21 protein-coding genes and 1 tRNA gene are annotated in these 20017 nt (G+C 64.7%); 16 read left to right on the top strand and 6 right to left on the bottom strand.

Going from position 1 to position 20017, the window contains the following annotated elements; genetic code table 11:
* The first annotated feature begins 185 nt into the window (after nucleotides 1-185).
* The 9 genes from KFF05_06025 (at nucleotide 186) to argE (ending at nucleotide 7626) form a co-directional block, all read left to right on the top strand.
* Nucleotides 186-935: an electron transfer flavoprotein subunit beta/FixA family protein gene (locus KFF05_06025; protein ID UTW52915.1), complete on the top strand. Its 750-nt coding sequence runs from the start codon at nucleotides 186-188 to the stop codon at nucleotides 933-935.
* Between the two features lie 2 nt (nucleotides 936-937).
* Nucleotides 938-1870 carry an FAD-binding protein gene (locus tag KFF05_06020; GenBank protein UTW52914.1) on the top strand — a complete coding sequence of 311 codons (933 nt, stop codon included), beginning with the start codon at nucleotides 938-940 and terminating at the stop codon, nucleotides 1868-1870.
* 16 nt (nucleotides 1871-1886) lie between these two features.
* Nucleotides 1887-2762, top strand: a complete 876-nt coding sequence (locus tag KFF05_06015; protein UTW52913.1) for a DMT family transporter — start codon at nucleotides 1887-1889, stop codon at nucleotides 2760-2762.
* 53 nt (nucleotides 2763-2815) lie between these two features.
* Complete coding sequence (locus KFF05_06010; protein UTW52912.1) at nucleotides 2816-3235, top strand: YeeE/YedE family protein; 420 nt, start codon at nucleotides 2816-2818, stop codon at nucleotides 3233-3235.
* A 5-nt stretch (nucleotides 3236-3240) separates the two neighbouring features.
* Entirely contained in the window at nucleotides 3241-3654 is a 414-nt protein-coding gene (locus tag KFF05_06005) for a YeeE/YedE family protein (protein UTW52911.1), read from the top strand.
* Between the two features lie 16 nt (nucleotides 3655-3670).
* The gene (locus KFF05_06000; GenBank protein UTW52910.1) at nucleotides 3671-4477 is read left to right on the top strand and encodes a hypothetical protein; all 807 of its coding nucleotides are present in this window, start codon (nucleotides 3671-3673) and stop codon (nucleotides 4475-4477) included.
* 99 nt (nucleotides 4478-4576) lie between these two features.
* A complete protein-coding gene (locus tag KFF05_05995; protein UTW52909.1) occupies nucleotides 4577-5020 on the top strand; it encodes a cyclic nucleotide-binding domain-containing protein in 444 nt (147 codons plus the stop codon).
* A 21-nt stretch (nucleotides 5021-5041) separates the two neighbouring features.
* Nucleotides 5042-6400 carry an MATE family efflux transporter gene (locus KFF05_05990; protein UTW52908.1) on the top strand — a complete coding sequence of 453 codons (1359 nt, stop codon included), beginning with the start codon at nucleotides 5042-5044 and terminating at the stop codon, nucleotides 6398-6400.
* A gap of 65 nt (nucleotides 6401-6465) precedes the next feature.
* Entirely contained in the window at nucleotides 6466-7626 is a 1161-nt protein-coding gene (gene argE / locus KFF05_05985; protein UTW52907.1) for an acetylornithine deacetylase, read from the top strand.
* On the opposite strand, the gene mnmC is transcribed toward argE, so the two are convergent.
* Complete coding sequence (gene mnmC, locus KFF05_05980; GenBank protein UTW52906.1) at nucleotides 7623-9584, bottom strand: FAD-dependent 5-carboxymethylaminomethyl-2-thiouridine(34) oxidoreductase MnmC; 1962 nt, start codon at nucleotides 9582-9584, stop codon at nucleotides 7623-7625. The two genes, argE and mnmC, sit on opposite strands and share 4 nt — an antisense overlap.
* A 156-nt stretch (nucleotides 9585-9740) precedes the next feature.
* On the opposite strand from mnmC, the gene KFF05_05975 reads away from it, so the two are divergent.
* Nucleotides 9741-10268 carry a response regulator gene (locus tag KFF05_05975; GenBank protein UTW52905.1) on the top strand — a complete coding sequence of 176 codons (528 nt, stop codon included), beginning with the start codon at nucleotides 9741-9743 and terminating at the stop codon, nucleotides 10266-10268.
* A gap of 67 nt (nucleotides 10269-10335) precedes the next feature.
* Here the strand turns inward: KFF05_05975 and KFF05_05970 are convergent.
* A tRNA-Gln gene (locus KFF05_05970) sits at nucleotides 10336-10410 on the bottom strand.
* A 215-nt stretch (nucleotides 10411-10625) separates the two neighbouring features.
* Between KFF05_05970 and KFF05_05965 the strand changes: the two genes are divergently transcribed.
* The 4 genes from KFF05_05965 (at nucleotide 10626) to KFF05_05950 (ending at nucleotide 14611) form a co-directional block, all read left to right on the top strand.
* Nucleotides 10626-11642: a Ppx/GppA family phosphatase gene (locus KFF05_05965; GenBank protein ID UTW52904.1), complete on the top strand. Its 1017-nt coding sequence runs from the start codon at nucleotides 10626-10628 to the stop codon at nucleotides 11640-11642.
* Entirely contained in the window at nucleotides 11639-12403 is a 765-nt protein-coding gene (locus tag KFF05_05960) for an RlmE family RNA methyltransferase (protein ID UTW52903.1), read from the top strand. The genes KFF05_05965 and KFF05_05960 overlap by 4 nt, the downstream gene beginning before the upstream one ends.
* Before the next feature lie 104 nt (nucleotides 12404-12507).
* Nucleotides 12508-13986 carry an IMP dehydrogenase gene (gene guaB / locus KFF05_05955; GenBank protein UTW52902.1) on the top strand — a complete coding sequence of 493 codons (1479 nt, stop codon included), beginning with the start codon at nucleotides 12508-12510 and terminating at the stop codon, nucleotides 13984-13986.
* Nucleotides 13987-13999: 13 nt separating this feature from the next.
* Nucleotides 14000-14611 carry a pyridoxamine 5'-phosphate oxidase family protein gene (locus KFF05_05950; GenBank protein UTW52901.1) on the top strand — a complete coding sequence of 204 codons (612 nt, stop codon included), beginning with the start codon at nucleotides 14000-14002 and terminating at the stop codon, nucleotides 14609-14611.
* A gap of 7 nt (nucleotides 14612-14618) precedes the next feature.
* On the opposite strand, the gene KFF05_05945 is transcribed toward KFF05_05950, so the two are convergent.
* From KFF05_05945 to KFF05_05930, 4 genes are all read right to left on the bottom strand, one after another.
* A complete protein-coding gene (locus KFF05_05945) occupies nucleotides 14619-15101 on the bottom strand; it encodes a hypothetical protein (GenBank protein UTW52900.1) in 483 nt (160 codons plus the stop codon).
* Nucleotides 15102-15210: 109 nt separating this feature from the next.
* Entirely contained in the window at nucleotides 15211-15729 is a 519-nt protein-coding gene (locus KFF05_05940; GenBank protein UTW52899.1) for a hypothetical protein, read from the bottom strand.
* Between the two features lie 22 nt (nucleotides 15730-15751).
* Nucleotides 15752-16354 carry a hypothetical protein gene (locus KFF05_05935; protein ID UTW52898.1) on the bottom strand — a complete coding sequence of 201 codons (603 nt, stop codon included), beginning with the start codon at nucleotides 16352-16354 and terminating at the stop codon, nucleotides 15752-15754.
* A gap of 37 nt (nucleotides 16355-16391) precedes the next feature.
* Entirely contained in the window at nucleotides 16392-16781 is a 390-nt protein-coding gene (locus KFF05_05930; GenBank protein ID UTW53601.1) for a MotA/TolQ/ExbB proton channel family protein, read from the bottom strand.
* A 488-nt stretch (nucleotides 16782-17269) separates the two neighbouring features.
* On the opposite strand from KFF05_05930, the gene KFF05_05925 reads away from it, so the two are divergent.
* Together KFF05_05925 and KFF05_05920 are read left to right on the top strand one after the other, a co-directional pair.
* Nucleotides 17270-18613, top strand: coding sequence for an RsmB/NOP family class I SAM-dependent RNA methyltransferase (locus tag KFF05_05925; protein ID UTW52897.1), 1344 nt, complete (start codon nucleotides 17270-17272; stop codon nucleotides 18611-18613).
* Nucleotides 18614-18650: 37 nt separating this feature from the next.
* Nucleotides 18651-19676, top strand: coding sequence for a TauD/TfdA family dioxygenase (locus KFF05_05920; GenBank protein ID UTW52896.1), 1026 nt, complete (start codon nucleotides 18651-18653; stop codon nucleotides 19674-19676).
* Nucleotides 19677-20017 lie beyond the last annotated feature (341 nt).

Below are 20017 nucleotides of genomic sequence, written 5' to 3'. Positions count from 1 at the left end.
TTTCCCACGTTTCCGCCTTCCGCCGTTCGCATCGCGGAATGAAATGGCGTTCCTTGACGGGATGGGGTTCCTCCTTTAAATCCAGCGGATCATTTCTCGCAGTGCAGCAATCAAGGCCGGGGCCCGGCGGGCCTTCGCGAATGGCTGAATAAGACTGCAAATGGCTGAATAAGAAGGTGTAAACCATGAAAATCCTGGTCGGCGTCAAGCGCGTGATCGACGCCTATGTGAAGGTTCGCGTCAAATCGGACCACACGGGTGTCGAAACCCAGAACGTGAAAATGTCCATGAACCCGTTCGACGAAATCGCCGTCGAAGAAGGCGTGCGTCTGCGCGAAGCCGGCACCGCTGACGAGCTGATCGCCGTGTCGATCGGCCCGGATCAGGCTCAGGAAACCATCCGCACGGCACTCGCCATGGGTGCCGACCGCGGCATTCACGTGGTCGCCGATGGCCGGGTTGAGCCGCTGGCCATTGCCAAGATCTTCAAGGAACTGATCGCCCGCGAAAACCCGGACGTCGTGATTCTGGGCAAGCAGGCCATCGACGACGACAACAACCAGGTCGGCCAGATGCTGGCCGCCCTCATGGGCTGGTCGCAGGGCACCTTCGCGTCGAAGATTGAGCTCGCTGCCGGACAGGCCAAGGTCACCCGTGAAATCGACGGCGGGCTGGAAACCCTGGACCTCAAGCTGCCGGCCGTGCTGACCACGGACCTGCGCCTGAACGAGCCGCGCTATGCCTCCCTGCCCAACATCATGAAGGCCAAGAAGAAAGAGATCGCCAAGCTGACGGCGGACGAACTGGGCGTCGATGTGTCGCCCCGGGTCGAAATCCTGAAAGTGACCGAACCGCCCGCCCGTCAGGCCGGTGTGAAGGTCGAAAGCGCGGCCGAACTGGTCGAGAAACTTAAGAACGAAGCGAAGGTGATCTGATCATGGCTGTCCTGGTTTATGCGGAACACGACAACGCGGCCCTGAAGGCAGCAACCCTCAACGCCGTCGCCGCCGCCAAGCAATTGGGCGACGTCACCGTCCTGGTCGCCGGATCGGGCTGCCGCGCGGTCGCCGAGGCCGCCGCCAAGATCGACGGCGTGGCCAAGGTGCTGATCGCCGACGACGCGGCCTATGCCAACGAAATTGCCGAGAACGTGGCGCCCCTGATCGCCAAGCTGGCGGATGGCTTCGAGCATATCCTGGCCGCCGCCACCACCAGCGGCAAGAACGTCATGCCGCGGGTCGCGGCCTTGCTCGACGTGCAGCAAATTTCCGATATCTCCGCCGTCGAAGGCCCCGACACCTTCATCCGTCCGATCTACGCCGGCAACGCTCTTGCGACCGTTAAGACATCGGACGCCAAGAAGGTTCTGACCGTGCGCGCCACGGGCTTCGATGCAGCCAACGCCGAAGGCGGTTCCGCCGCCATCGAGGACGTCGCCGGCGATGGTGCCAGCGACCTTGCGACCTTCGCGGGTCAGGAACTGACCAAGTCCGAACGCCCGGAACTGACCAGCGCCAAGGTCATCATCTCGGGCGGGCGCGGCATGCAGTCGGGCGACAATTTCCACCTGCTGGAAGATGTCGCGGACATCCTGGGCGCTGCCGTGGGCGCCAGCCGCGCCGCCGTCGACGCGGGCTTCGTGCCCAACGATTATCAGGTCGGCCAGACCGGCAAGGTCGTCGCACCCGAGCTGTATATCGCCGTCGGCATTTCGGGTGCCATTCAGCACCTGGCCGGGATGAAGGATTCCAAGGTCATCGTCGCCATCAACAAGGACGAGGAAGCACCGATCTTCCAGGTCGCCGATTACGGCCTGGTCGCGGACCTGTTCACTGCCGTCCCGGAACTCAAGGCCGCCCTGTCTGACTGACGCCGCCCACCCCCCTTTGACCGACACGACCCGGCGCTCGCTGGCGCTGGGCATCCTGTGCATGGCCGGGTCGGTCGGGGCGCTGGCGGCCATGCAGATGTTCGTCAAACTGGCGGGCCCGGAATATTCGCCGTTTCAGGCCGTGTTCTTCCGCAACGCCATCGCCACGGTCATGGTGGTGCCGCTGATATTCTATGCCGCCGGGCCGACGTCGTTCCGCACCAATCGGCCGCTCGGCCATTTCGTGCGCGCCCTGTTCGGCGTGGTCGGTAATGCCAGCTTCTTCTACGCCTATTCGACAATTCCCATGAGCGACGGCATGTCCATCGCCATGTCCGTTCCCATTTTCACGACCCTTCTGGCCATTCCGTTTCTCGGCGAAAAGGTCGGCCTGCGCCGCTGGGTCGCGATCGCCATCGGCTTCATCGGCGTGATGATCGCCCTCGACCCCACAGGGAACTTTCAGGTCGGCGCCCTCTTTGCCCTGTTCGGCACCCTGTGCTGGGCCGCCAGCCTGATCCTGATCAAGCAGCTATCGGCCACGGAAACGCCCTATCTGATCGTGTTCTATTACATGATCACCGGCGTCGCCGTGTCACTGCTGGTCCTGCCCTTCGTCTGGATCACGCCGACGACCGAACACCTGATCTTCTACATCTGCGCCGGGTTGGTTGGTGGGCTGGGCCAGATTCTTATGACCTTCGCCATGAAATTCGCGCCGGCAGCCGTGGTCACACCCTTCGAATACACGGCGATCTGCTGGGCCGTACTGTTCGACCTGTTGATCTGGAACGTCCTGCCCGACCTGACCACCGTCCGGGGGGCGGGCATCGTCATCGCCACGGGTCTGTACATCTGGCACCGCGAGACCCGCGTTCGCCCAACAAAATAACATTCATGCCTTTGAATGTGTTTTGCCGTGAACAGCCGTGCTAAATCTGTCCCATGATTCCCTTTGATCCCACCTCCGCCCTTGCCGGCGGCGTCCTGATTGGCCTGGGCGCGGTTGTTCTGGCCCTGTTCAACGGCCGGGTCGCGGGCATCAGCGGCATCCTGGGCGGCCTGCTGGACGGTGAACGCGCGAACCTGGCCTGGCGCGCGGCCTTCATCGCCGGGTTGGTCGGTGCCGGATTTCTTGGCCTGAAGCTGGTTTCCCCCGACGTCAAGATCGCCGCTGACTGGCCCATCCTGATCATAGGGGGATTGCTGGTCGGCATCGGTACGCGGCTTGGCAGCGGCTGCACCAGCGGCCACGGCGTCTGCGGCATGGCACGGGGGTCGATCCGATCCATCGCCGCAACGGCCGTCTATATCTCCGTGGCCGTGGCGACCGTGTTCGCCACCCGCCACCTGATCGGCGGGTGAAGGCCATGGCACGCCTGCTTGTCAGCTTGATCGCCGGGGCCCTGTTCGGCACCGGCCTGATTATCTCGCAAATGGTCAACCCGGCCCGCGTGCTGGGCTTTCTCGATATCACGGGAGCTTGGGATCCGACCCTCGCGTTCGTCCTGGCGGGCGCTCTCGCCGTTTCCGTTCCCGGCCACTGGCTAGTTCGTCGCATCGGGGCGCCGGTCCTCGACAGCAAAAGCCACCTGCCCCCGCCGGGCCGCCCGGACCGCCGCCTGATCGCAGGCGCCGTCTTGTTCGGGATCGGCTGGGGCCTTGTCGGCTTCTGTCCGGGTCCCGCCCTGGCCGCCCTCGGCACGGGCGAGGCAAAGGCGTTTGCCTTTCTTGCCGCCATGGCCGCCGGCATGTGGCTTTTCGGGCGCATTGCACAGCGGTGAAGGTAAACTCCCCGCCATGACCGATGAACGCCACCTGCTCCCCTCCATCACCGACGTTGACGCCGCCCACCAGGGCCGCGTCGTCGTCTCGGGCTCCCACGGCGGGCTTTATCCCGGATATCTAGCGGCCAAGGCGGGCCTCCGAGCCGTCGTTCTCAACGACGCCGGCGGCGGGCTGGACGGCGCCGGGGTTGCCGGCATCCATGCCCTCGATCAGGCCGGCATGGCCGCCGCCGCCGTTTCCCACCTGTCGGCGCGCATCGGTGATGCCGGCGACATGATGGCGCGGGGCGTCGTTGCCACCGTCAATACGGCGGCAAACAACCTGGGCATCGCCGTCGGCATGACCTGCGCAGAGGCCGCGCAGCGCCTTGCCGGGGCGCCCGTCTCGGCCGCCACCTTGCCGCCGGTGGACGAAGCCCGCCGCGTCATCACGCAGGACGGCGGGCCCGATGTGGTGCTCGTCGATTCCGCGTCCCTGGTCGGGGCCGAGGACCGGGGCCGGATCGTGATCACCGCTTCCCACGGCGGGCTGGTCGGCGGCGACCCGGCCCGGGCCTTGAAGACCGCCGCTGCTCTGGCCGTGTTCAACGATGCCGGCAGCGGCATCGAAGATGCGGGTCTTACCCGCCTGCCCGCCCTCGACACCCGCGGCATTCCGGCGGTGACCGTCGCCCATACGTCGGCCCGAATCGGCGACGCCGCCTCGGCTTGGGAAACAGGCGTAATATCTCACGCCAACGCCGCCGCTGCGGCCTTGGGCGCACGGGCGGGGAACCGGCTTCGGGATTGGATCGGCGAAGCTTTCCCCGCGCGGCCTTGAAGAATTTCATGTCCGCACGTCCGGGCCTTACCTTGACGGCGAAACATCTGCTAGGTTCCTTGATCAATTCACGCCGCCCAAGGGGCAAGGCAGATTTTCATGGCCCTGGAACATTCCTTCCGGAACCTCACCGATGACGAGCGCGAGACCTTGATGCAGGTCGCGGTCGGCCATGCCTACGGCAGCGGCGATACGGTGATCAACCAAGGCGACCGGGTCGAAAACCTGATGGTCGTCGCGCAGGGCATGCTGCGCGTCACACATGTGTTCGAAGGTGGGCATTTAAGCGAATTCGTCGGCCCGCTCGGCCCCGGCGACGTGGTCGGCGAAATGTCCTTCGTCGATGGCCTGGGGGCCAGCGCTACCCTGATCGCCGATGGCGACACCGAAGTCTTGACCATTCCCCGCAATGCCATCGACGCGCTGATGTCTGAAAACCCGACCTTTGCTGGGCGGCTTTACAAGGACCTGCTGCTTCATCTGTCCCGACGCCTGCGTGCAACCAACCTCAGGGCCGATTCCGGCCCGGCCGCAACGGGCTGACCGGCCCCCGCCGCCCCCCCAATGAGCCAAGCCAGCTTCAACCGGCGCGTCTGGGCGCTCGCCCTGCCGATCATCGCGACCAACATCACCGTGCCGTTCCTGGGCCTGGTCGATACCGCCGTGGTCGGCCGTTTGCCGGGGGCCGAATACATGGGGGCGGTCGCCATCGGCGCCGTCATCATGAACGTGATCTATTCGTCCCTGAACTTCCTGCGCATGGGGACAACGGGCCTGACGGCGCAATCTTACGGGGCCGGGGACGCGGACCAAATGCGCTCCTGGCTGGCGCGGGCCTGCCTGTTGTCCACGGCTCTGGGGCTTGGCCTGGTTGCCCTGCAGCTGCCGATCCTGGGCGTCTCGCACTGGTTGATGGGGGCAAGCGACGCCGTCTGGCCGCTGACGGAAAGCTATTTTCAGATCCGCATCTGGGGGGCCCCGGCGGCGCTGTTGAACTTCGCCCTGCTCGGCTGGTTCTTCGGCGTGCAGAACATGCGGGCCGCGCTGATCGCCCAGGTGTTCCTGAACGGGTTGAACATCGTGCTCGACGTGTGGTTCGTGCTGGGGCTTGGCTGGGGCGTGGACGGCGTCGCCTGGGCGACCATCATTTCCGAATATTCGGCAGGCGCGCTGGGCCTGTGGCTGGCCGTCCGACAATTGGCCAAACTGGGCGGGCGCTGGCGCTGGGAGCGCATCCGCGACACCTCGCGCATCCGCCGCATGCTGGGCGTCAACCGCGACATCTTCATCCGTTCCATGTGCCTGCAGGCGGCCTTCGTCGTGTTCACTTCGGCCGGCACGCGCATGGGCGACGAAGTTCTGGCCGCCAATGCCCTGCTGCTGCAGTTCTCCATGTTCACGGCCTATGCGCTCGACGGGTTCGCCAACGCGGCCGAAGCCATGGTCGGCCAGGCCGTGGGGGCGCATGACCGCACCCTGTTCCGACAGGCAGTGAAGATCACGACCGGCTGGGGCGTGATGTTCGCCCTTTTGTTCATGGTCGCCTATTGGTTGTTCGGCAATGCCATCATCGACACGCTGTCGACCGTATCGGGGGTCCGCGAAACGGCCTATACCTACCTGCCCTGGATGGTTGCACTGCCGGTCATCGCGGTCTGGAGCTTTCAGTTCGACGGCATTTTCATCGGCGCCACATGGACCCGCGAAATGCGCAACAGCATGGCGATTTCCTTCGCCGCGTTCGCCGTCGCGGTGCCCTTCGTCACCGCGACCTGGGGCAATCACGGCCTGTGGGCCGCCTTCACCGTGTTCATGAGCCTGCGCGGCTTGACCATGGGCCTGATGTTGCCGAAGCTGGCGCGCCGCGTCGGCGTGGGGCCCCGTCCCGACACAGCTGATAGCGACCCGCATAGCGGTCCTTGACCTTCGCCACGGAAGCGCCGATTTTGTGCTCATATCCCCGACAATAGATACAGACCCATAACCCCATGACCGACCTCCGCAGCCGTCCGCTCATCGAAAAGCTCGTGGGCTTCGACACCACCAGCCACTATTCGAACCTCGAACTCATGGCCTTCGTTCAGGACTACCTGAAAAGCCATGGCGTCGACAGCCAACTGATCCATGACGCCACGGGGACCAAGGCGAACCTTTACGCCACCCTGGGCCCGACCGACCGGGGCGGGATCATGCTGTCCGGCCATACGGACGTGGTGCCCGTGGATGGCCAGGACTGGGCGACGGATCCGTTCACGGTCACGGAAAAAGACGGCAAGCTGTACGGGCGCGGCACTTCGGACATGAAAAGCTTCATCGCCATCGCCCTGGCTTACGTCCCCGAATTCCTCAAACGCGGCCTGGCCACGCCCATCCACCTGGCGTTTTCCCATGACGAGGAAGTCGGCTGCATCGGCGTGCGCTCGCTGATCAAGATGATGAACGAACAGCCGATCCGCCCGGTCATGGGCATCATCGGCGAGCCGACCAGCATGCAGGTCTGCGTCGGCCACAAGGGCAAGCGCAGCTTCCGCGCCATCTTCAAAGGCAAGGAAGCGCATTCGTCCCTCACGCCGATGGGCGTGAACGCCGTCGACTACGCTGCCCGCCTGGCCGTGTTCCTGCGTGGCATGGCTGACCGCATCGCCGGCGACGGCCCGTTCGACGAATTGTACGACGTTGCCTATACCACCGTGCACACGGGTGTCATGAAAGGCGGCGAGCAATTGAACATCGTGCCTGGCCATTGCCGTATGGATTTCGAATTCCGGCATCTGCCCAAACACGACCCGGATGCCCTGCAGGCCGAGATCATGGCCATGGTCGGCGAACTGGAAGCCGAGATGAAGGCCCATTCCCCGGAAACGGGTATCGAGGTCGAGGAACTGTCGGGCATTCCGGCCCTCGACACCGATCCAACGGACGAGGTCGTGACCCTGGCCAAGCAACTTGCCGGGCGTAATGATCACGCCGCCGTCGCCTTCGGCACGGAAGCGGGCCTGTTCCAGCAGTCCGCCGGGGTGCCCTGCGTCATTATCGGCCCGGGCTCCATCAACGAGGCCCATAAGCCCAACGAATTCATTTCCCTGGATCAGGTCGCCAAGGGTGAAGGCTTCATGGCCCGTCTGGCCGACAAGGTCTGCGAAAGCTAGATCTCGCGGCCCCGTTTCTCCGGCGGTCGCCGGAGGTGGCGAATGAGCATACGCCCAGGATGCAGAGCCGCCGCGACCTCACGGTCCACGGGGCTGGGCGCCCCCGCCATGACCGACGCCAGGATTTCCGCCGCCAGGAACGCTGTCTGATAGCCGCGCGAACCCAGGCCCGAGAGCACGAAGGCATTGTGTTGATAGGGTGCCGCCGGCCAATTTCCACGCCGCCCGTGATGCAAATCGGCGTAGGCGGCCTCATAACCGGCGACGTCCGCCAACGGCCCCACGAAGGGCAGATGATCCGCCGTTGTTGCGCGCAGCCCCGCCCAGCCCTTGAGCGGTGCTTTCCGCCAGGTCTCCGCCAAGTCCGGGAACACCTCGGCCAATCCATCCAGCGCCGAGGTCATGTCGCTTGCGTCGAGCCCGCGCCAATTGCCGCCCTGGCCCACTAGGTCCCATCGCCGGTAGGACGACCCCAGTACATGCATGGCTCCGCCACCGGCCCCGGTTAATGGTGTTATATGGCCGCCGAAGCTGACCGGCAGGCGCAAACGGGCGGAGGCCGCCGTGACGGGCAGATGGCAAAGTTGCCCCCGGTTGGCGCGCAGACCCGGAATGCCGCCGGGAACCAACGCCCCAGACCACGGGCCCGCGGCCAGGACCACGGCGTCGAAGGTTTCCGTGCCGCCGTCATCAAAGCCAACCCGCCAGCCCGGATCGGCGAGAGACAACCCGGTGACCCGCGCCGTTCGCATCTCCGATACCAGGACAGTCGCCGGCCCCGCGAACCGTGCCGCCGGATACCACATGCCGCCGCGCGAGGACTTAATGCCGGCAAGGTCCGACGCCGCCGTCGCGTCCACCACCTGAGCAAGCCCACCGTCCCAGCCCAGGCGGGCCGCGAAATCTTGAAGACGCGGCACCTCGGCCGCCGCCGGCAGATGCAGGGCGCCCGACGCGGGCGGCAGACCGCCCTGCCCTTCCGCCTGCAGGAACGCCTGGGCCATGAAGCGGCCATAAACATCGTCCGGGCCTGCCAAACGGGGCGACATCAGCACCCGTTCCGGCTGCGCCGCCGCATCCCCCGCGTCGAACAGAACCGGGTGGAAGCCTTCCCCGGACAGGGCCCGTGCCGCCGCCCGCCCGGCGATGCCGCCGCCGATCACGGCGATCGTGGCGCCGGGGCCAAGGGGGGCCGGAGCTGCATACCAGGGAGCTCCCCCGTCATTCATGGGGGCGGCATCGAACCGGCCCGCCAGGCATTCCAGTTTGCCGGCGAAGCCAGGGCGCTTGGCCATGGCGAACCCCGCCGCCGCCAAGCCCCGGCGCACGGCGCCCGCTGCGGAAAAGGTCGCGACACGGGCCCCCGGCGCGCTCAGACGCGCGACCTCGCGGAACACGCCGTCGGTCCACATTTCCGGGTTGCGGCGGGGCGCGAAGCCGTCCAGGAACCAGGCGTCGATACGGGCGGTCAGCTTTTCCAGCATATCCCCGACCGGGCCGAACAGCAGGGTCAGGACGACCCGGCCGCCGTCGAGGCGCAGGCGGTGAAAGCCCGGCACCCGGCGCGGATAGGCCGCCCGCAGTTCCGCCGCGAGGGGGCCCAGTTCGGGAAACCCCGCATGGGCGTCGGCCAGACCGTCCGGCTCCAAAGGAAAGCCTTCGACCGAGACGACATGCAGGCGTGCATCCGCCGGGGCCGTGCGCCGCCACGAATCCCACAGGGCCAGCACGTTCAAGCCCGTGCCGAATCCCAGTTCGCCGACCGTGAACCGGGGCCGCCCCTGCCAGACCTCGGGCGCGCCGATGCCGTCGAGAAACACGTGGCGCGCTTCGTCCAGGCCGCCCTTGGGCGAAAAATAGATGTCCCCGAAGTCGGCGGAACACGGCACGCCGTCCCGCCAATCAAGCCGCGCCCGCCCCAGGGGCGGGGCGCCGGGTGAGGGTATTTCCTGGGTCATGGCTTTTTCTATATCAGGATGGGCGCCTTGTCGGCGCTCAATTCCAGCCCCTCCCGTAAACCTTAAGGTTTTTTAACCAGTTGGTAATTCCTGGCGATTTATCCTGCGCGAAGTGGTCCCAGAAGGGGGCTGAAACGCGGACAGGAGAACAGGTCCATGGGAATTATGTCGAATACGCGGTTCCGACCAGGAACCCCGCAAAACGAACGGTTCGCACGGCTATCGGTAGTCGTCGGCGACAGTCAGGATTTTTTCCTGCATCAGACGCGCCGCACCCTCGCCCAGCTTGGCGTGCGCGATATGCATTTGGCCCGCGATGGGGCCGAGGCGCTTGGCCTCGTGCGCACCCAGGAACCGCATCTGGCCATCATCGATTGGGACCTCAAGGCCATCCCCGGCGTTGAGTTCACGGCCTTTCTGCGCCGCGCCGAAGGCAGCCCGTCACCCAATCTGCCGATCATCATGACCATGGCCTCGGTCGACCGCATGAAGATTTCCCGCGCCATGAGCGCCGGCGTGAACGAGATTTTGATCAAACCGGTAACGGCGGATGCCCTGTTGCGCCGCATCGTCTCGGCCATTGCTGCCCAGCACAAACCGCAGATCGCCGCCGGCGCCTACATCGGCCCCGACCGGCGCCAAGTGAGTGAGCCGATCACCGAGGAACGGCGCGCCGGCACCTGAGCCGCCGCCGACCAACGGCATATGGAATCAAAAAGGCGCTCCCTGATCGGGGAGCGCCTTTTCATTTTGGCTGGGGTGCTAGGACTTGAACCTAGAATAACGGAGTCAGAGTCCGTCGTGTTACCAATTACACCACACCCCATTGGAAAGTCCGGCGGGCCGCCCCATATGAGGGGCAGGACCGCGCCAAGGCGGTTATATACCGATTGGCTTTCGGGAACGCAACTGACGAGACGCGGTTTTCGTCGCATATGCCAAAACCCTAATTACGATATAGATTTGGTGGACCCGAGCCCGTCGATCACTAGAATGGACGGTCAAGCGGGAATAACCCGTAGTGAACCGTTGGAAGTCTCAATGGCCAAGTGGCCCCAAGCAAATTCGCCGCACCGGCACCGCCGCCGCAGCAAGGGCACTGCGCCCTGCTTTGCGGCCATCGACTTGGGCACGCACAATTGCCGTATGCTGATCGCCGAGCCGTCCGAGAACGGCCCCGTGGTGATCGACGGGTTTTCCCGCATCGTCCGCCTGGGCGAAGGCCTGGGGAAATCGGGCAACCTGTGCGAGGACGCCATCCAACGGACCATTTCGGCGCTCCGCGTCTGTGCCGGCAAAATCCGGCGCCATAACGTCGTGCGCTCCCGCCATATCGCGACGGAAGCCTGCCGCCAGGCCGTCAACTGCAAGGATTTCTTTGAAAAGGTCGAGGCGGAAACCGGCATCATGCTGGAAGCCATCCCGGCAGAGGAAGAAGCGACCCTGACCCTTGCGGGCTGCCTGCCATTGCTGACCGGCGGCCATTCCAGGGCCCTGATGTTCGACATCGGCGGCGGCTCGACGGAATTGAGCTGGATCGACCTGACGACCTGCGTGCCGCACCCGATCGGCATCCTGTCGCTGCCGATCGGCGTGGTGAACCTGATGGAAAAGAACGCGTCACCGGACTGCACGGCCGACCGCTTTCAATGCCTGGTGATGGAGATTGATGCCCTGCTTGCCCCGTTCGACGCCGAATACGGGATTTCCGAAACCTTCGCCCGCGAAGGGGCCTTGATGCTGGGCACCTCGGGCACGGTAACGACACTGGGCGCCATTCACTTAGGATTGAGCCGCTACGACCGTTCCCAGGTCGACGGCCTGACCCTGGACTTCACCGATATTGAACGGCTGGCCGACCGGGTGTCGGCCATGCCCTGCGAGGCGCGCAAGGCCCTGCCCTGCATCGGCCCGGAACGGGCCGATCTGATGGTCATGGGCTGTGCGATCCTCAAGGCGATCACCAAGCGCTGGCCCGCCGGGCGGCTGCGCATCGCCGACCGCGGCGTGCGCGAGGGCCTGTTGGTCCGCATGATGCAGGAAGCGGCCAAGCAATGAGCACGGGTTCAGGCAAGTCAGGGTCCGGGCGGTCCGGTTCAGGCCGCCCCGGCACGACGAAAACGCGCACGACGCAATTTTCCGGGCGCGGCCTGCACAACCGCGTAAAAACCGCCAAGGGCCGCAAGACGTCGTCCAAGATGTGGCTGGAACGTCAGCTGAACGACCCTTACGTGGCCGAAGCCAAGGCGCGGGGGTACCGCTCCCGCGCGGCATTCAAGCTGCTGGAACTCGATTCCATGTTCGGCCTGCTGAAGAAGGGCGCCCGAGTGGTCGATCTGGGCGCCGCCCCCGGCGGCTGGACCCAAGTCGCCGTCGATGCCGTCGGCGCCGGCAAGGGCCCGAAAGGCGGGCAGGTCGTGGCCATCGACATTCAAGGCATGGACCCTGTCCAGGGCGCCACGGTAATCCTGCAGGACTTCATGGACCCGGACGCCCCCGACCGCATCAAGGACGCCCTGACCGGGCCCGCCGACCTGGTGCTGAGCGACATGGCCGCGCCCGCCACCGGCCATCGGCAGACCGACCATCTGCGCATCATGGGGCTGTGCGAGGCGGCTTTTGATTTCGCCTGCGAGGTTCTGGCCCCCGGCGGCGGCTTCGTCGCCAAGGTGCTGAAGGGCGGGACGGAAAACGAGCTTCTGGCCCAAATGAAACGGCGCTTTGCCATGGTCAAGCATGCCAAGCCGCCGGCCAGCCGCGCCGATTCCGCCGAAAGCTATGTCGTGGCCACCGGATTCCGCCCCGACCCCAAGACCTGAGACCCGCTGAAACCTGGGGGTTTTGCGGGTTCGCAAAGGTGCTTGGCAAGGCCATGCGCATGTGTATGATGGGCCGCCAACTCGAACCCACAGACGAGGATGGCATGGCCGACCTGAGAGAAGCGCTGACGTTTGACGATGTTCTCCTGGTCCCGGCTGCGTCCAATGTTCTTCCCAACACCGCCGATACCACGACCCGCCTGACCCGCGAGATCACGCTGGGCATTCCGCTTGTGTCCGCCGCCATGGATACGGTAACGGAAAGCGCCCTGGCCATCGCCATGGCCCAGGCCGGCGGCATCGGTGTCCTGCACAAGAACATGACGCCCGAGGATCAGGCTGCCGAGGTCCGCAAGGTCAAAAAATTCGAAAGCGGCATGGTCATCAATCCGGTGACCATGTTTCCCGACCAGACCCTGGCCGACGCGTTGCGCATCAAGGAACACACCGGGTTTTCTGGCATGCCCGTGGTCGAACGCGACACGGGCAAACTGGTCGGCATCATCACCAACCGCGATATCCGCTTCGCCGAGAACCTGAAGCAACCGGTATCCGAGTTGATGACCCGCAACCAGCCCGACCTGCCGCTGATCACGGTCAAGGAGAACGTGTCGCGCGACGAGGCCAAGCGGCTTCTGCACAAGTTCCGCATCGAACGCCTGATCGTGGTCGACGAAGCCTACCGCTGCGTCGGCCTGGTCACGGTCAAGGACATCGAAAAGGAACAGGCCCACCCCAACGCCTGCAAGGACGACCAGGGCCGCCTGCGCGTCGCGGCAGCCACCGGCGTCGGCGACGACGGCCGGGCACGGGCCGAGGCGCTGATCGACGCCGGGGTTGACGTGGTCGTCGTCGATACGGCGCACGGCCATTCCCAGGGCGTTCTCGACGCCGTCAACATTATCAAGAAAATGTCCAACCGGACCCAGATCATCGGCGGCAACGTGGCCACCCCGGAAGGCGCCAAGGCGTTGATCGACGCCGGGGCCGATGCCGTGAAGATCGGCATCGGGCCGGGCACCATCTGCACCACGCGCATGGTCGCGGGTGTCGGCATGCCGCAGCTGACGGCGATCATGGAATCGGCGGAAGCCTGCGGCAAAGCGGGCGTGCCCTGCATCGCCGACGGCGGCATCAAGTATTCCGGCGACGTCGCCAAGGCCATCGCGGCCGGCGCCGAGGCAGTGATGATCGGATCGCTGTTCGCCGGCACGGACGAAAGCCCGGGCGAGGTGTTCCTTTACCAGGGCCGGTCGTTCAAGTCGTATCGGGGCATGGGATCGCTGGGCGCCATGGCGCGGGGATCGGCCGACCGCTATTTCCAGGCCGAAGTGTCCGACAGTCTGAAACTGGTGCCCGAAGGGGTCGAAGGCCGCGTGCCCTATCGCGGGCCGCTCGGCACCATCGTCCATCAGTTGGTCGGCGGTCTCCGGGCCGCCATGGGCTATACCGGTTGCGCCACCATCCAGGAACTGCGCACCAAACCGGAAATGCGCCGCATCACCGGGGCGGGACTACGCGAAAGCCACGTCCATGACATCACCATCGCCCGCGAGGCCCCCAACTACCGCTCGGAACCCTGAGGACAGCCCCGTCATGGCGCGCATCGAAACCGAACAGCAACTCCGCGACCTTTATGCCGAACCCAAGGGCCGCGCGGTCACCAAGGTCTTCCATCGGCTGGAAGAGAATTCCCGGCGATTCATCTCGCTTTGCCCCTTCGTGGTAATCGCGACCCAGGGACCCGGCGGCGCCGACGTGTCGCCGAAGGGCGACCTGCCCGGCTTCATTCAGGTGCTCGACGACGTCACCGTCGCCATTCCCGACCGCCCGGGCAACAACCGTCTCGACGGCTACCAGAACATCCTGGCGAACCCGGCCGTCGGCCTGATCTTCCTGATCCCCGGCATGAACGAGACCTTCCGGATCAACGGCGTCGGCGAAATCCGCGACGACGCGGACCTGCTCGCCAAATTCGAGGTTTCCGGCAAGCTTCCCAAAAGCTGCTTGGTGGTCACGGTGCAGGAAGCCTTCATGCATTGCGCCAAGGCGTTCATGCGTTCCCGCCTGTGGGACCCCGAAGCCCGCGTTCCGCGCGATGCCCTGCCGACCGCAGCGCAGATGATGCGCGCCCAGACCGGCGATCAGACCATCGCCGACGAAACCACCGAAGAAGCCGCCGCACGCTACAAGAAAGTGCTGTACTGAACCTGTCCTAGCGCGGCCAACGCGGCAGCTGATCCAGCCCCAGATAGGTGATGACCGCCCCTAGGATCACCAGGACGATCATGAACGCCAGCAGCGTATAGCGGTGGAAGTTGCCTTCCGTCGGTGACTTGATGGATTGGATCTTCTGGAACGTGGCGCTGAAATGGCTGGCCACGGCCTGAATGCGCGCAAGCTCGTTGTGCTGCCAGAACTGATAGATCACCAGCATGAAGACGCAGGCGCAGGTCATGAGAATGATCAGGCCGGTCAGCGCGCTGACATATCCCGACTTGGCGCCGACCAGCTTGGCGATCACGAACAATCCCATGAAGACCGCCAGGGTCGAGCCCACGGTCCACCACTGCTGAGCTTTGACGAACAGCAAGGCATCATTGGCCTTGGTATAGATCAGGGAGAGTTCCGCACGGACCTCGTCGTCGATAGGGTCGGGAACGGGCTCGTCCAGGTCGTCGGGTTCTTTGTCAGCCATGATGTGCTCCTTTGCAACTGACAGGGCCTTGCATTATCGCGCGAAAGCCGCGCCATAGCCTCTATGCCTTAGGTATAGGGTATTGAATCGACTGCCTTTATCCGCCCCCTCAAATTTTGAATTCCCGAGGATCAATGATCCGCGGCGGCACCTGAGGGGCCTTCAGGGGAGGCTGCGGCGGCGGCTGAATTTCCACATTGAGGTCCCCCAGGTCTTCCGGCCCCTGCCTGGAAAACGGGTTGGTGATGATCAGGACCGAATTGCGCCGCACGGCGTCTTCCAGCCCGTCCTGCAACTGTTCGGCGAAGCGTGGGTTCCACGGAATCGAATAGTACCGGGGGGCGGCTTCATCGGGCAGGCGAAGCCACAAGTAGATGGCCTGCCCCTCGTCGAAATCGACGCCGAGCACCATGGCCTTGTCCCGTGTCCGTTCGTACCAGGCGTATTCCATGGGCTTGGGCCGCGACAAAAGTTCCATCAGCTGCACATACGCCAACGGCAGGAACAGCGAGACGGCGGCGACGGCGACGAAACGAACCCAGGTCCGGCGCGGGGCCCATACGGCAAACGCCCCCAAAACGAAGGCCGTCAGGGTCATCGCCGCGAAGATGTAATAGATGATGTCCATGGCCGGTTTCCTTGCCTGGGTCTCAGTGCAATTCGGTGATCAGGGGCTTGCGTAGCTTGCTGACGCTGCCTTCGACCAGATGCCCTTCGCCGTCCAAGCGAAAGCGAAAGGCTGTCTCCTCCTGATTTTTACTGCGCAGTTCGAGCGTGGTGGCGGCGATCTGTTCCGCTTCTTCCAACGGCCGCTTGACGCTGACCACCACCCGCACCGGTACCGTCGTCCCTTTAGGCAGCGGGCCGTACATATGGACGTTGACCACGTATTCCCCGGCGGGCACGCCACGGCTGTAGGTCATTTCGTAATTGCGGTCCGTGGCGTCGCCTTCGATACCCAGATCGTCGCGCAACAGGTTGAAGGTCAGACCGCTTTGATTCCAGAATCCGACCGGCAGTTCGTTCGGTGCCTTCACCCAAAGGTCGACGTCATAGGGCATGTCGTTGGGCCAATGCATTTCGACCATCACGTTGCCGGGCGCCTTGGCCTCTTCCCGCTGTTCCTGGGGGGGCTGCAAATGCGGCAGCAGCATCACCACCATGGCGACGAAGCCGATAAGGGCCAGCAGGATGACGTCCCGGAAAACGGTACCGGCGGTATCCTCGTCATCGAAGGTGTCGAGTTCTTCCATGGCGCCTGCCGGCGGCGTGCCGCCTCTCCTCCCGCGTCTATTCGGCTGCCCGGCGCCGGGTGACGCCGGCGGGCGCCGGGGCCTGCAAGGCGGCGGTCAGCAGCCGCACCGTGCCCGAGGCCAGGATGCGGTGATTAACGATCAGCCAGACATATAGGATCGAGCCAACCAACGTGGTGTTGAGCGCCACCGACATGCCGCTGATCAAGGTCGCGACCATGGCCCCGACCTTGTTGGCATCGGACGCGGCCGTGGGGTCGACCCCCGACAGGGAGATGATGAAGCCGATGACCGTACCGATCAGGCCCAGCAGGACCAGCGAATTGGCGATATGGCGGACCACGACGATGCGGTTGGACAGGGTCAGGCGCAGGATCTGCGCCGCCCGGTCGGCCTCCCGGTCATCACCGGCGGCAAGGGCCGCCATATAGGCTGCGGCCGGTGATCCGACCGACGGGCGGCCGTCCTCGACCTCGACCGTCTGGCGGCTGGCCTGCCATACCTTCCACGCCGCCAGCGCCGTGCCGTAGGCGAACACGGCGCAGATCACGCCGGTCAATTCGAGAAGCGGAGCATTAATGATGGGGTCGAGCCACCCCTGAAGATAGGCGGCCCCGACGAACCCGAGAGCGACCACATTGACCAATAGGAAATGCGCGACAAGCAGATACCGGTAAAGCACCGTCAGGCCACTCCCCTGCATCGGGGGTGCGGGCGTCCGCACCCGGGAACGCTGCCCTTATATCATGATCTTCCCGTCTTGATCGCGATTTCAGACGCGGTTCACGCAATTGCGATCCCCCGCCGCCCTTTCCGCCGCTGACGGAAATCCTTGGCCCCTGAGCGGGCCGGCGGGTAATCTCTGGCGCAAAGAAGAACACTTCAACAATCCAACGACACCAGGGAGCGCGATCCATGACGCCGGGCGCCCGCGTACAAGCCTGCATTGAACTGTTGGCGCAGATTGCCGCCGAGGCACAGGATGCCAGCGCCGTCATCGACGCCTATTTCCGCACCCGCCGCTATGCCGGGGCCGGCGACCGCCGCACCGTGACGCATCGGGTCTATGAAAACCTGCGCCACCGCGCGCGCCTGGATTGGTGGATCCAGCGCACGGGCGTGGCGCTTGATTCAACGTCGCGCACCCGCGTGCTGGCCCAGATGGCGGTCTATGAGCGGGTATCGCCGGATGAGTTGGCGCGCCTGTTCTCGGGTACCCGGCACTGTCCGCCGACCCTCAACAATCGGGAACAGGAATTGGCGGAATCCCTTTACGGCCGCCCCCCCATGCACATCGACATGCCCGACTGGGTGCGCCTGGAATACCCATCCTGGATGGGCCCGTCCTTGCGCGCCATCTTCGGGCGGCAGCTGGAAACGGAACTCCAGGCGCTAAGCCAGACCGCGCCTGTCGACCTCCGCGTCAATACCCTGAAAGCAACGCGGGAACAGGTGCAGACCGCATTGACCGGCGACGGCATCGAGGTCGAGCCGACGCCGCTGTCGCCGCTTGGCCTGCGGCTTCAATCGCGCGCCCGGCTGGGGGGCACCCATGCCTTCAAACGCGGGCTGTTCGAGGTTCAGGACGAGGGCTCACAGCTTATCGCGCTGCTGTGCGGCGTGCGTCCGGGCATGACCGTTATCGACTATTGCGCAGGGGCCGGCGGCAAGACCCTGGCCATGGCGGCGGCGCTCGGGCCCGGCGGCGGTAAGGGCGGGGAGGACGGCGCGCCGCGCGGCCGCCTGATCGCCTGCGACGTGTCGCGCTACCGTATGGATCGCATGGCGCCGCGCCTGAAACGCGCTGGTGCCGACATGGTGCGCCGACAGGTCGTCTCGGCGCGCGATGACAGCTGGGTCAAGGCCAACCATGAAATGGCCGACCGGGTGCTGGCCGACGTGCCCTGCACGGGCACTGGGGCCTGGCGGCGCAACCTGGATGCCAAATGGCGGTTTCGCCCTGATGACCTGGAACATCTGATCGAAATGCAGCGCCTGATCATGGTTCAAGCGGCGTCCCTGGTCGCACCCAAGGGCCGGCTGGTCTACGCCACCTGCTCTCTGCTGTGCGAGGAAAACGAGGAACAGATCAACTGGTTCATGGCCGAGGTCCCCGGTTTCCGGATACTGCCGCTGGCCGAAGTCTGGACCGAAACCGTCGGTGGGCCGCCCCCCAACGAAGGCGATTTTTTACGCCTGTCACCGGCCTCGACGGGAACAGATGGATTTTTCTGCGCCATTCTGGAAAAATCAGATTAACATTGTATACAAAATATAGTCTGCCGGAGAGGAAGCCATGCCCACCACGACCAATGACAACCTGCAACCCGCCCAAGGTGCCTCATGCTGGACCGGCCCGCAGCTGGCCGGATCCCGTTCCTGGATCGTTGAAATATCCGATGCGGACCGCACCGCCATCATGGGCGCGCTTGATGCCAGCGCCGGCTGCGATCCCCTGAGCATGACCGCCGACGATTTTCCCGTCGGCGCCTTTGCGGAGAACCTGGCCGCCCTGCGCCGCGAGGCCGCCTTCGGCACCGGGTTCTTCCTGCTGCGCACGGGACTGGGCAGCCTGGACGAGGAGCAGGCCCGGCGGATGATTTGGGGCATGGGCCAGTATCTGGGTATTCCGCAGATTCAGGATGCCCGCCGCACCCTGCTGCACGATGTGCGCGATACCGGCGCCAACCTGCAGAAACAGGCCGACGTGCGCACCTATCAGACCAACGAGGCACAGCCCTTCCACAACGACGGCGGCGACATCTTCGCCCTCTTGTGCCGGCGGCAGTCAACGGGCGGCGGCAAGTCCCTGATCGTCAGCGCCCATACCGTGTTCAACGAAATCCTCAAGTGTCGGCCCGACCTTGCCAAGGTGTTGACCGAACCGTTCTATTTCGACGCCCGCGGCCAGGCCCTGCCCGGCCGGCCTTGGTACCAGGCCCTGCCGATCTTCCAGTTCCACGGTGGGCATTGGTTCGTCATGTACAAGCGCCATTACATCGAGCTGGCACAGCGGTCCGACGAAATTCCCCGCCTGACCGCGGCCCAGATCGAGGCCATGGACCTTTTGGACGCGCTTTGCGACGACCCCACGTTCCATTTGTCGTTCGAGATGTCGCCCGGCGACATGGTGGTCGGCAACAACTTCACCACCCTGCACGCCCGCACCGCCTTCACCGACCCGGAACCGGCGTCCGGCGAAAAGCGGCACATGCTGCGCCTGTGGCTCGGCATCGAAGACGGTCTCGCCTTGCCGCCGGCCTTTGCGGAAACCCGGGAATTCGGCCCCCTGTTCGAAACGACACATCGCATCGCGATATAAAATTTCTTCCGTTGACACAATGTCGGAACTTTATTATCGAACTTAACGGTTCGTTATGGTATTGTTGCTACGCTACCAGAAGGTGGAAACGCCTTGTGTGGCGGAAACGTCGGACGAGGCATCGGCGCCGGGGATTGGAGCCCTGGCCCGGGTTTATCGTTCATCGGGAGAAGACAGATGAAACAGGCCCAGCACACGCAAGCCCCCCGCGAAAGCGATCATCCCTTGGAAGGCCCGCACCCGACCGACTGAGGCCGGGTCCGCCCTTTCCGGACGCCCCCGCGTCCGGGCTGCGCTTTAGCCAATTCCGTCGCGCCGTTTCATCGCGGACGCCAACCGGA

The organism is bacterium SCSIO 12827 (assembly GCA_024397995.1).
Classification (GTDB): domain Bacteria; phylum Pseudomonadota; class Alphaproteobacteria; order Rhodospirillales; family Casp-alpha2; genus UBA1479.
Note: the sequence above shows the minus strand (reverse complement) of the source record. Positions and strands in the feature narration are given on the sequence as shown.

Bases quoted from the DNA above. Each gene is read 5' to 3' on its own strand.
- KFF05_05995 (UTW52909.1), top strand. From the start codon at position 4,577: ATGGCCCTGGAACATTCCTTCCGGAACCTCACCGATGACGAGCGCGAG.
- argE (UTW52907.1), top strand. From the start codon at position 6,466: ATGACCGACCTCCGCAGCCGTCCGCTCATCGAAAAGCTCGTGGGCTTC.
- KFF05_05920 (UTW52896.1), top strand. From the start codon at position 18,651: ATGCCCACCACGACCAATGACAACCTGCAACCCGCCCAAGGTGCCTCA.
- KFF05_05950 (UTW52901.1), top strand. From the start codon at position 14,000: ATGGCGCGCATCGAAACCGAACAGCAACTCCGCGACCTTTATGCCGAA.
- KFF05_05925 (UTW52897.1), top strand. From the start codon at position 17,270: ATGACGCCGGGCGCCCGCGTACAAGCCTGCATTGAACTGTTGGCGCAG.
- KFF05_05930 (UTW53601.1), bottom strand. From the start codon at position 16,781: ATGGCGGCCCTTGCCGCCGGTGATGACCGGGAGGCCGACCGGGCGGCG.
- KFF05_05945 (UTW52900.1), bottom strand. From the start codon at position 15,101: ATGGCTGACAAAGAACCCGACGACCTGGACGAGCCCGTTCCCGACCCT.
- KFF05_06025 (UTW52915.1), top strand. From the start codon at position 186: ATGAAAATCCTGGTCGGCGTCAAGCGCGTGATCGACGCCTATGTGAAG.
- mnmC (UTW52906.1), bottom strand. From the start codon at position 9,584: ATGACCCAGGAAATACCCTCACCCGGCGCCCCGCCCCTGGGGCGGGCG.
- KFF05_05940 (UTW52899.1), bottom strand. From the start codon at position 15,729: ATGGACATCATCTATTACATCTTCGCGGCGATGACCCTGACGGCCTTC.
- KFF05_06000 (UTW52910.1), top strand. From the start codon at position 3,671: ATGACCGATGAACGCCACCTGCTCCCCTCCATCACCGACGTTGACGCC.
- KFF05_05965 (UTW52904.1), top strand. From the start codon at position 10,626: ATGGCCAAGTGGCCCCAAGCAAATTCGCCGCACCGGCACCGCCGCCGC.
- KFF05_06020 (UTW52914.1), top strand. From the start codon at position 938: ATGGCTGTCCTGGTTTATGCGGAACACGACAACGCGGCCCTGAAGGCA.
- KFF05_06005 (UTW52911.1), top strand. From the start codon at position 3,241: ATGGCACGCCTGCTTGTCAGCTTGATCGCCGGGGCCCTGTTCGGCACC.
- KFF05_05935 (UTW52898.1), bottom strand. From the start codon at position 16,354: ATGGAAGAACTCGACACCTTCGATGACGAGGATACCGCCGGTACCGTT.
- KFF05_05975 (UTW52905.1), top strand. From the start codon at position 9,741: ATGGGAATTATGTCGAATACGCGGTTCCGACCAGGAACCCCGCAAAAC.
- KFF05_06010 (UTW52912.1), top strand. From the start codon at position 2,816: ATGATTCCCTTTGATCCCACCTCCGCCCTTGCCGGCGGCGTCCTGATT.
- KFF05_05960 (UTW52903.1), top strand. From the start codon at position 11,639: ATGAGCACGGGTTCAGGCAAGTCAGGGTCCGGGCGGTCCGGTTCAGGC.
- guaB (UTW52902.1), top strand. From the start codon at position 12,508: ATGGCCGACCTGAGAGAAGCGCTGACGTTTGACGATGTTCTCCTGGTC.
- KFF05_05990 (UTW52908.1), top strand. From the start codon at position 5,042: ATGAGCCAAGCCAGCTTCAACCGGCGCGTCTGGGCGCTCGCCCTGCCG.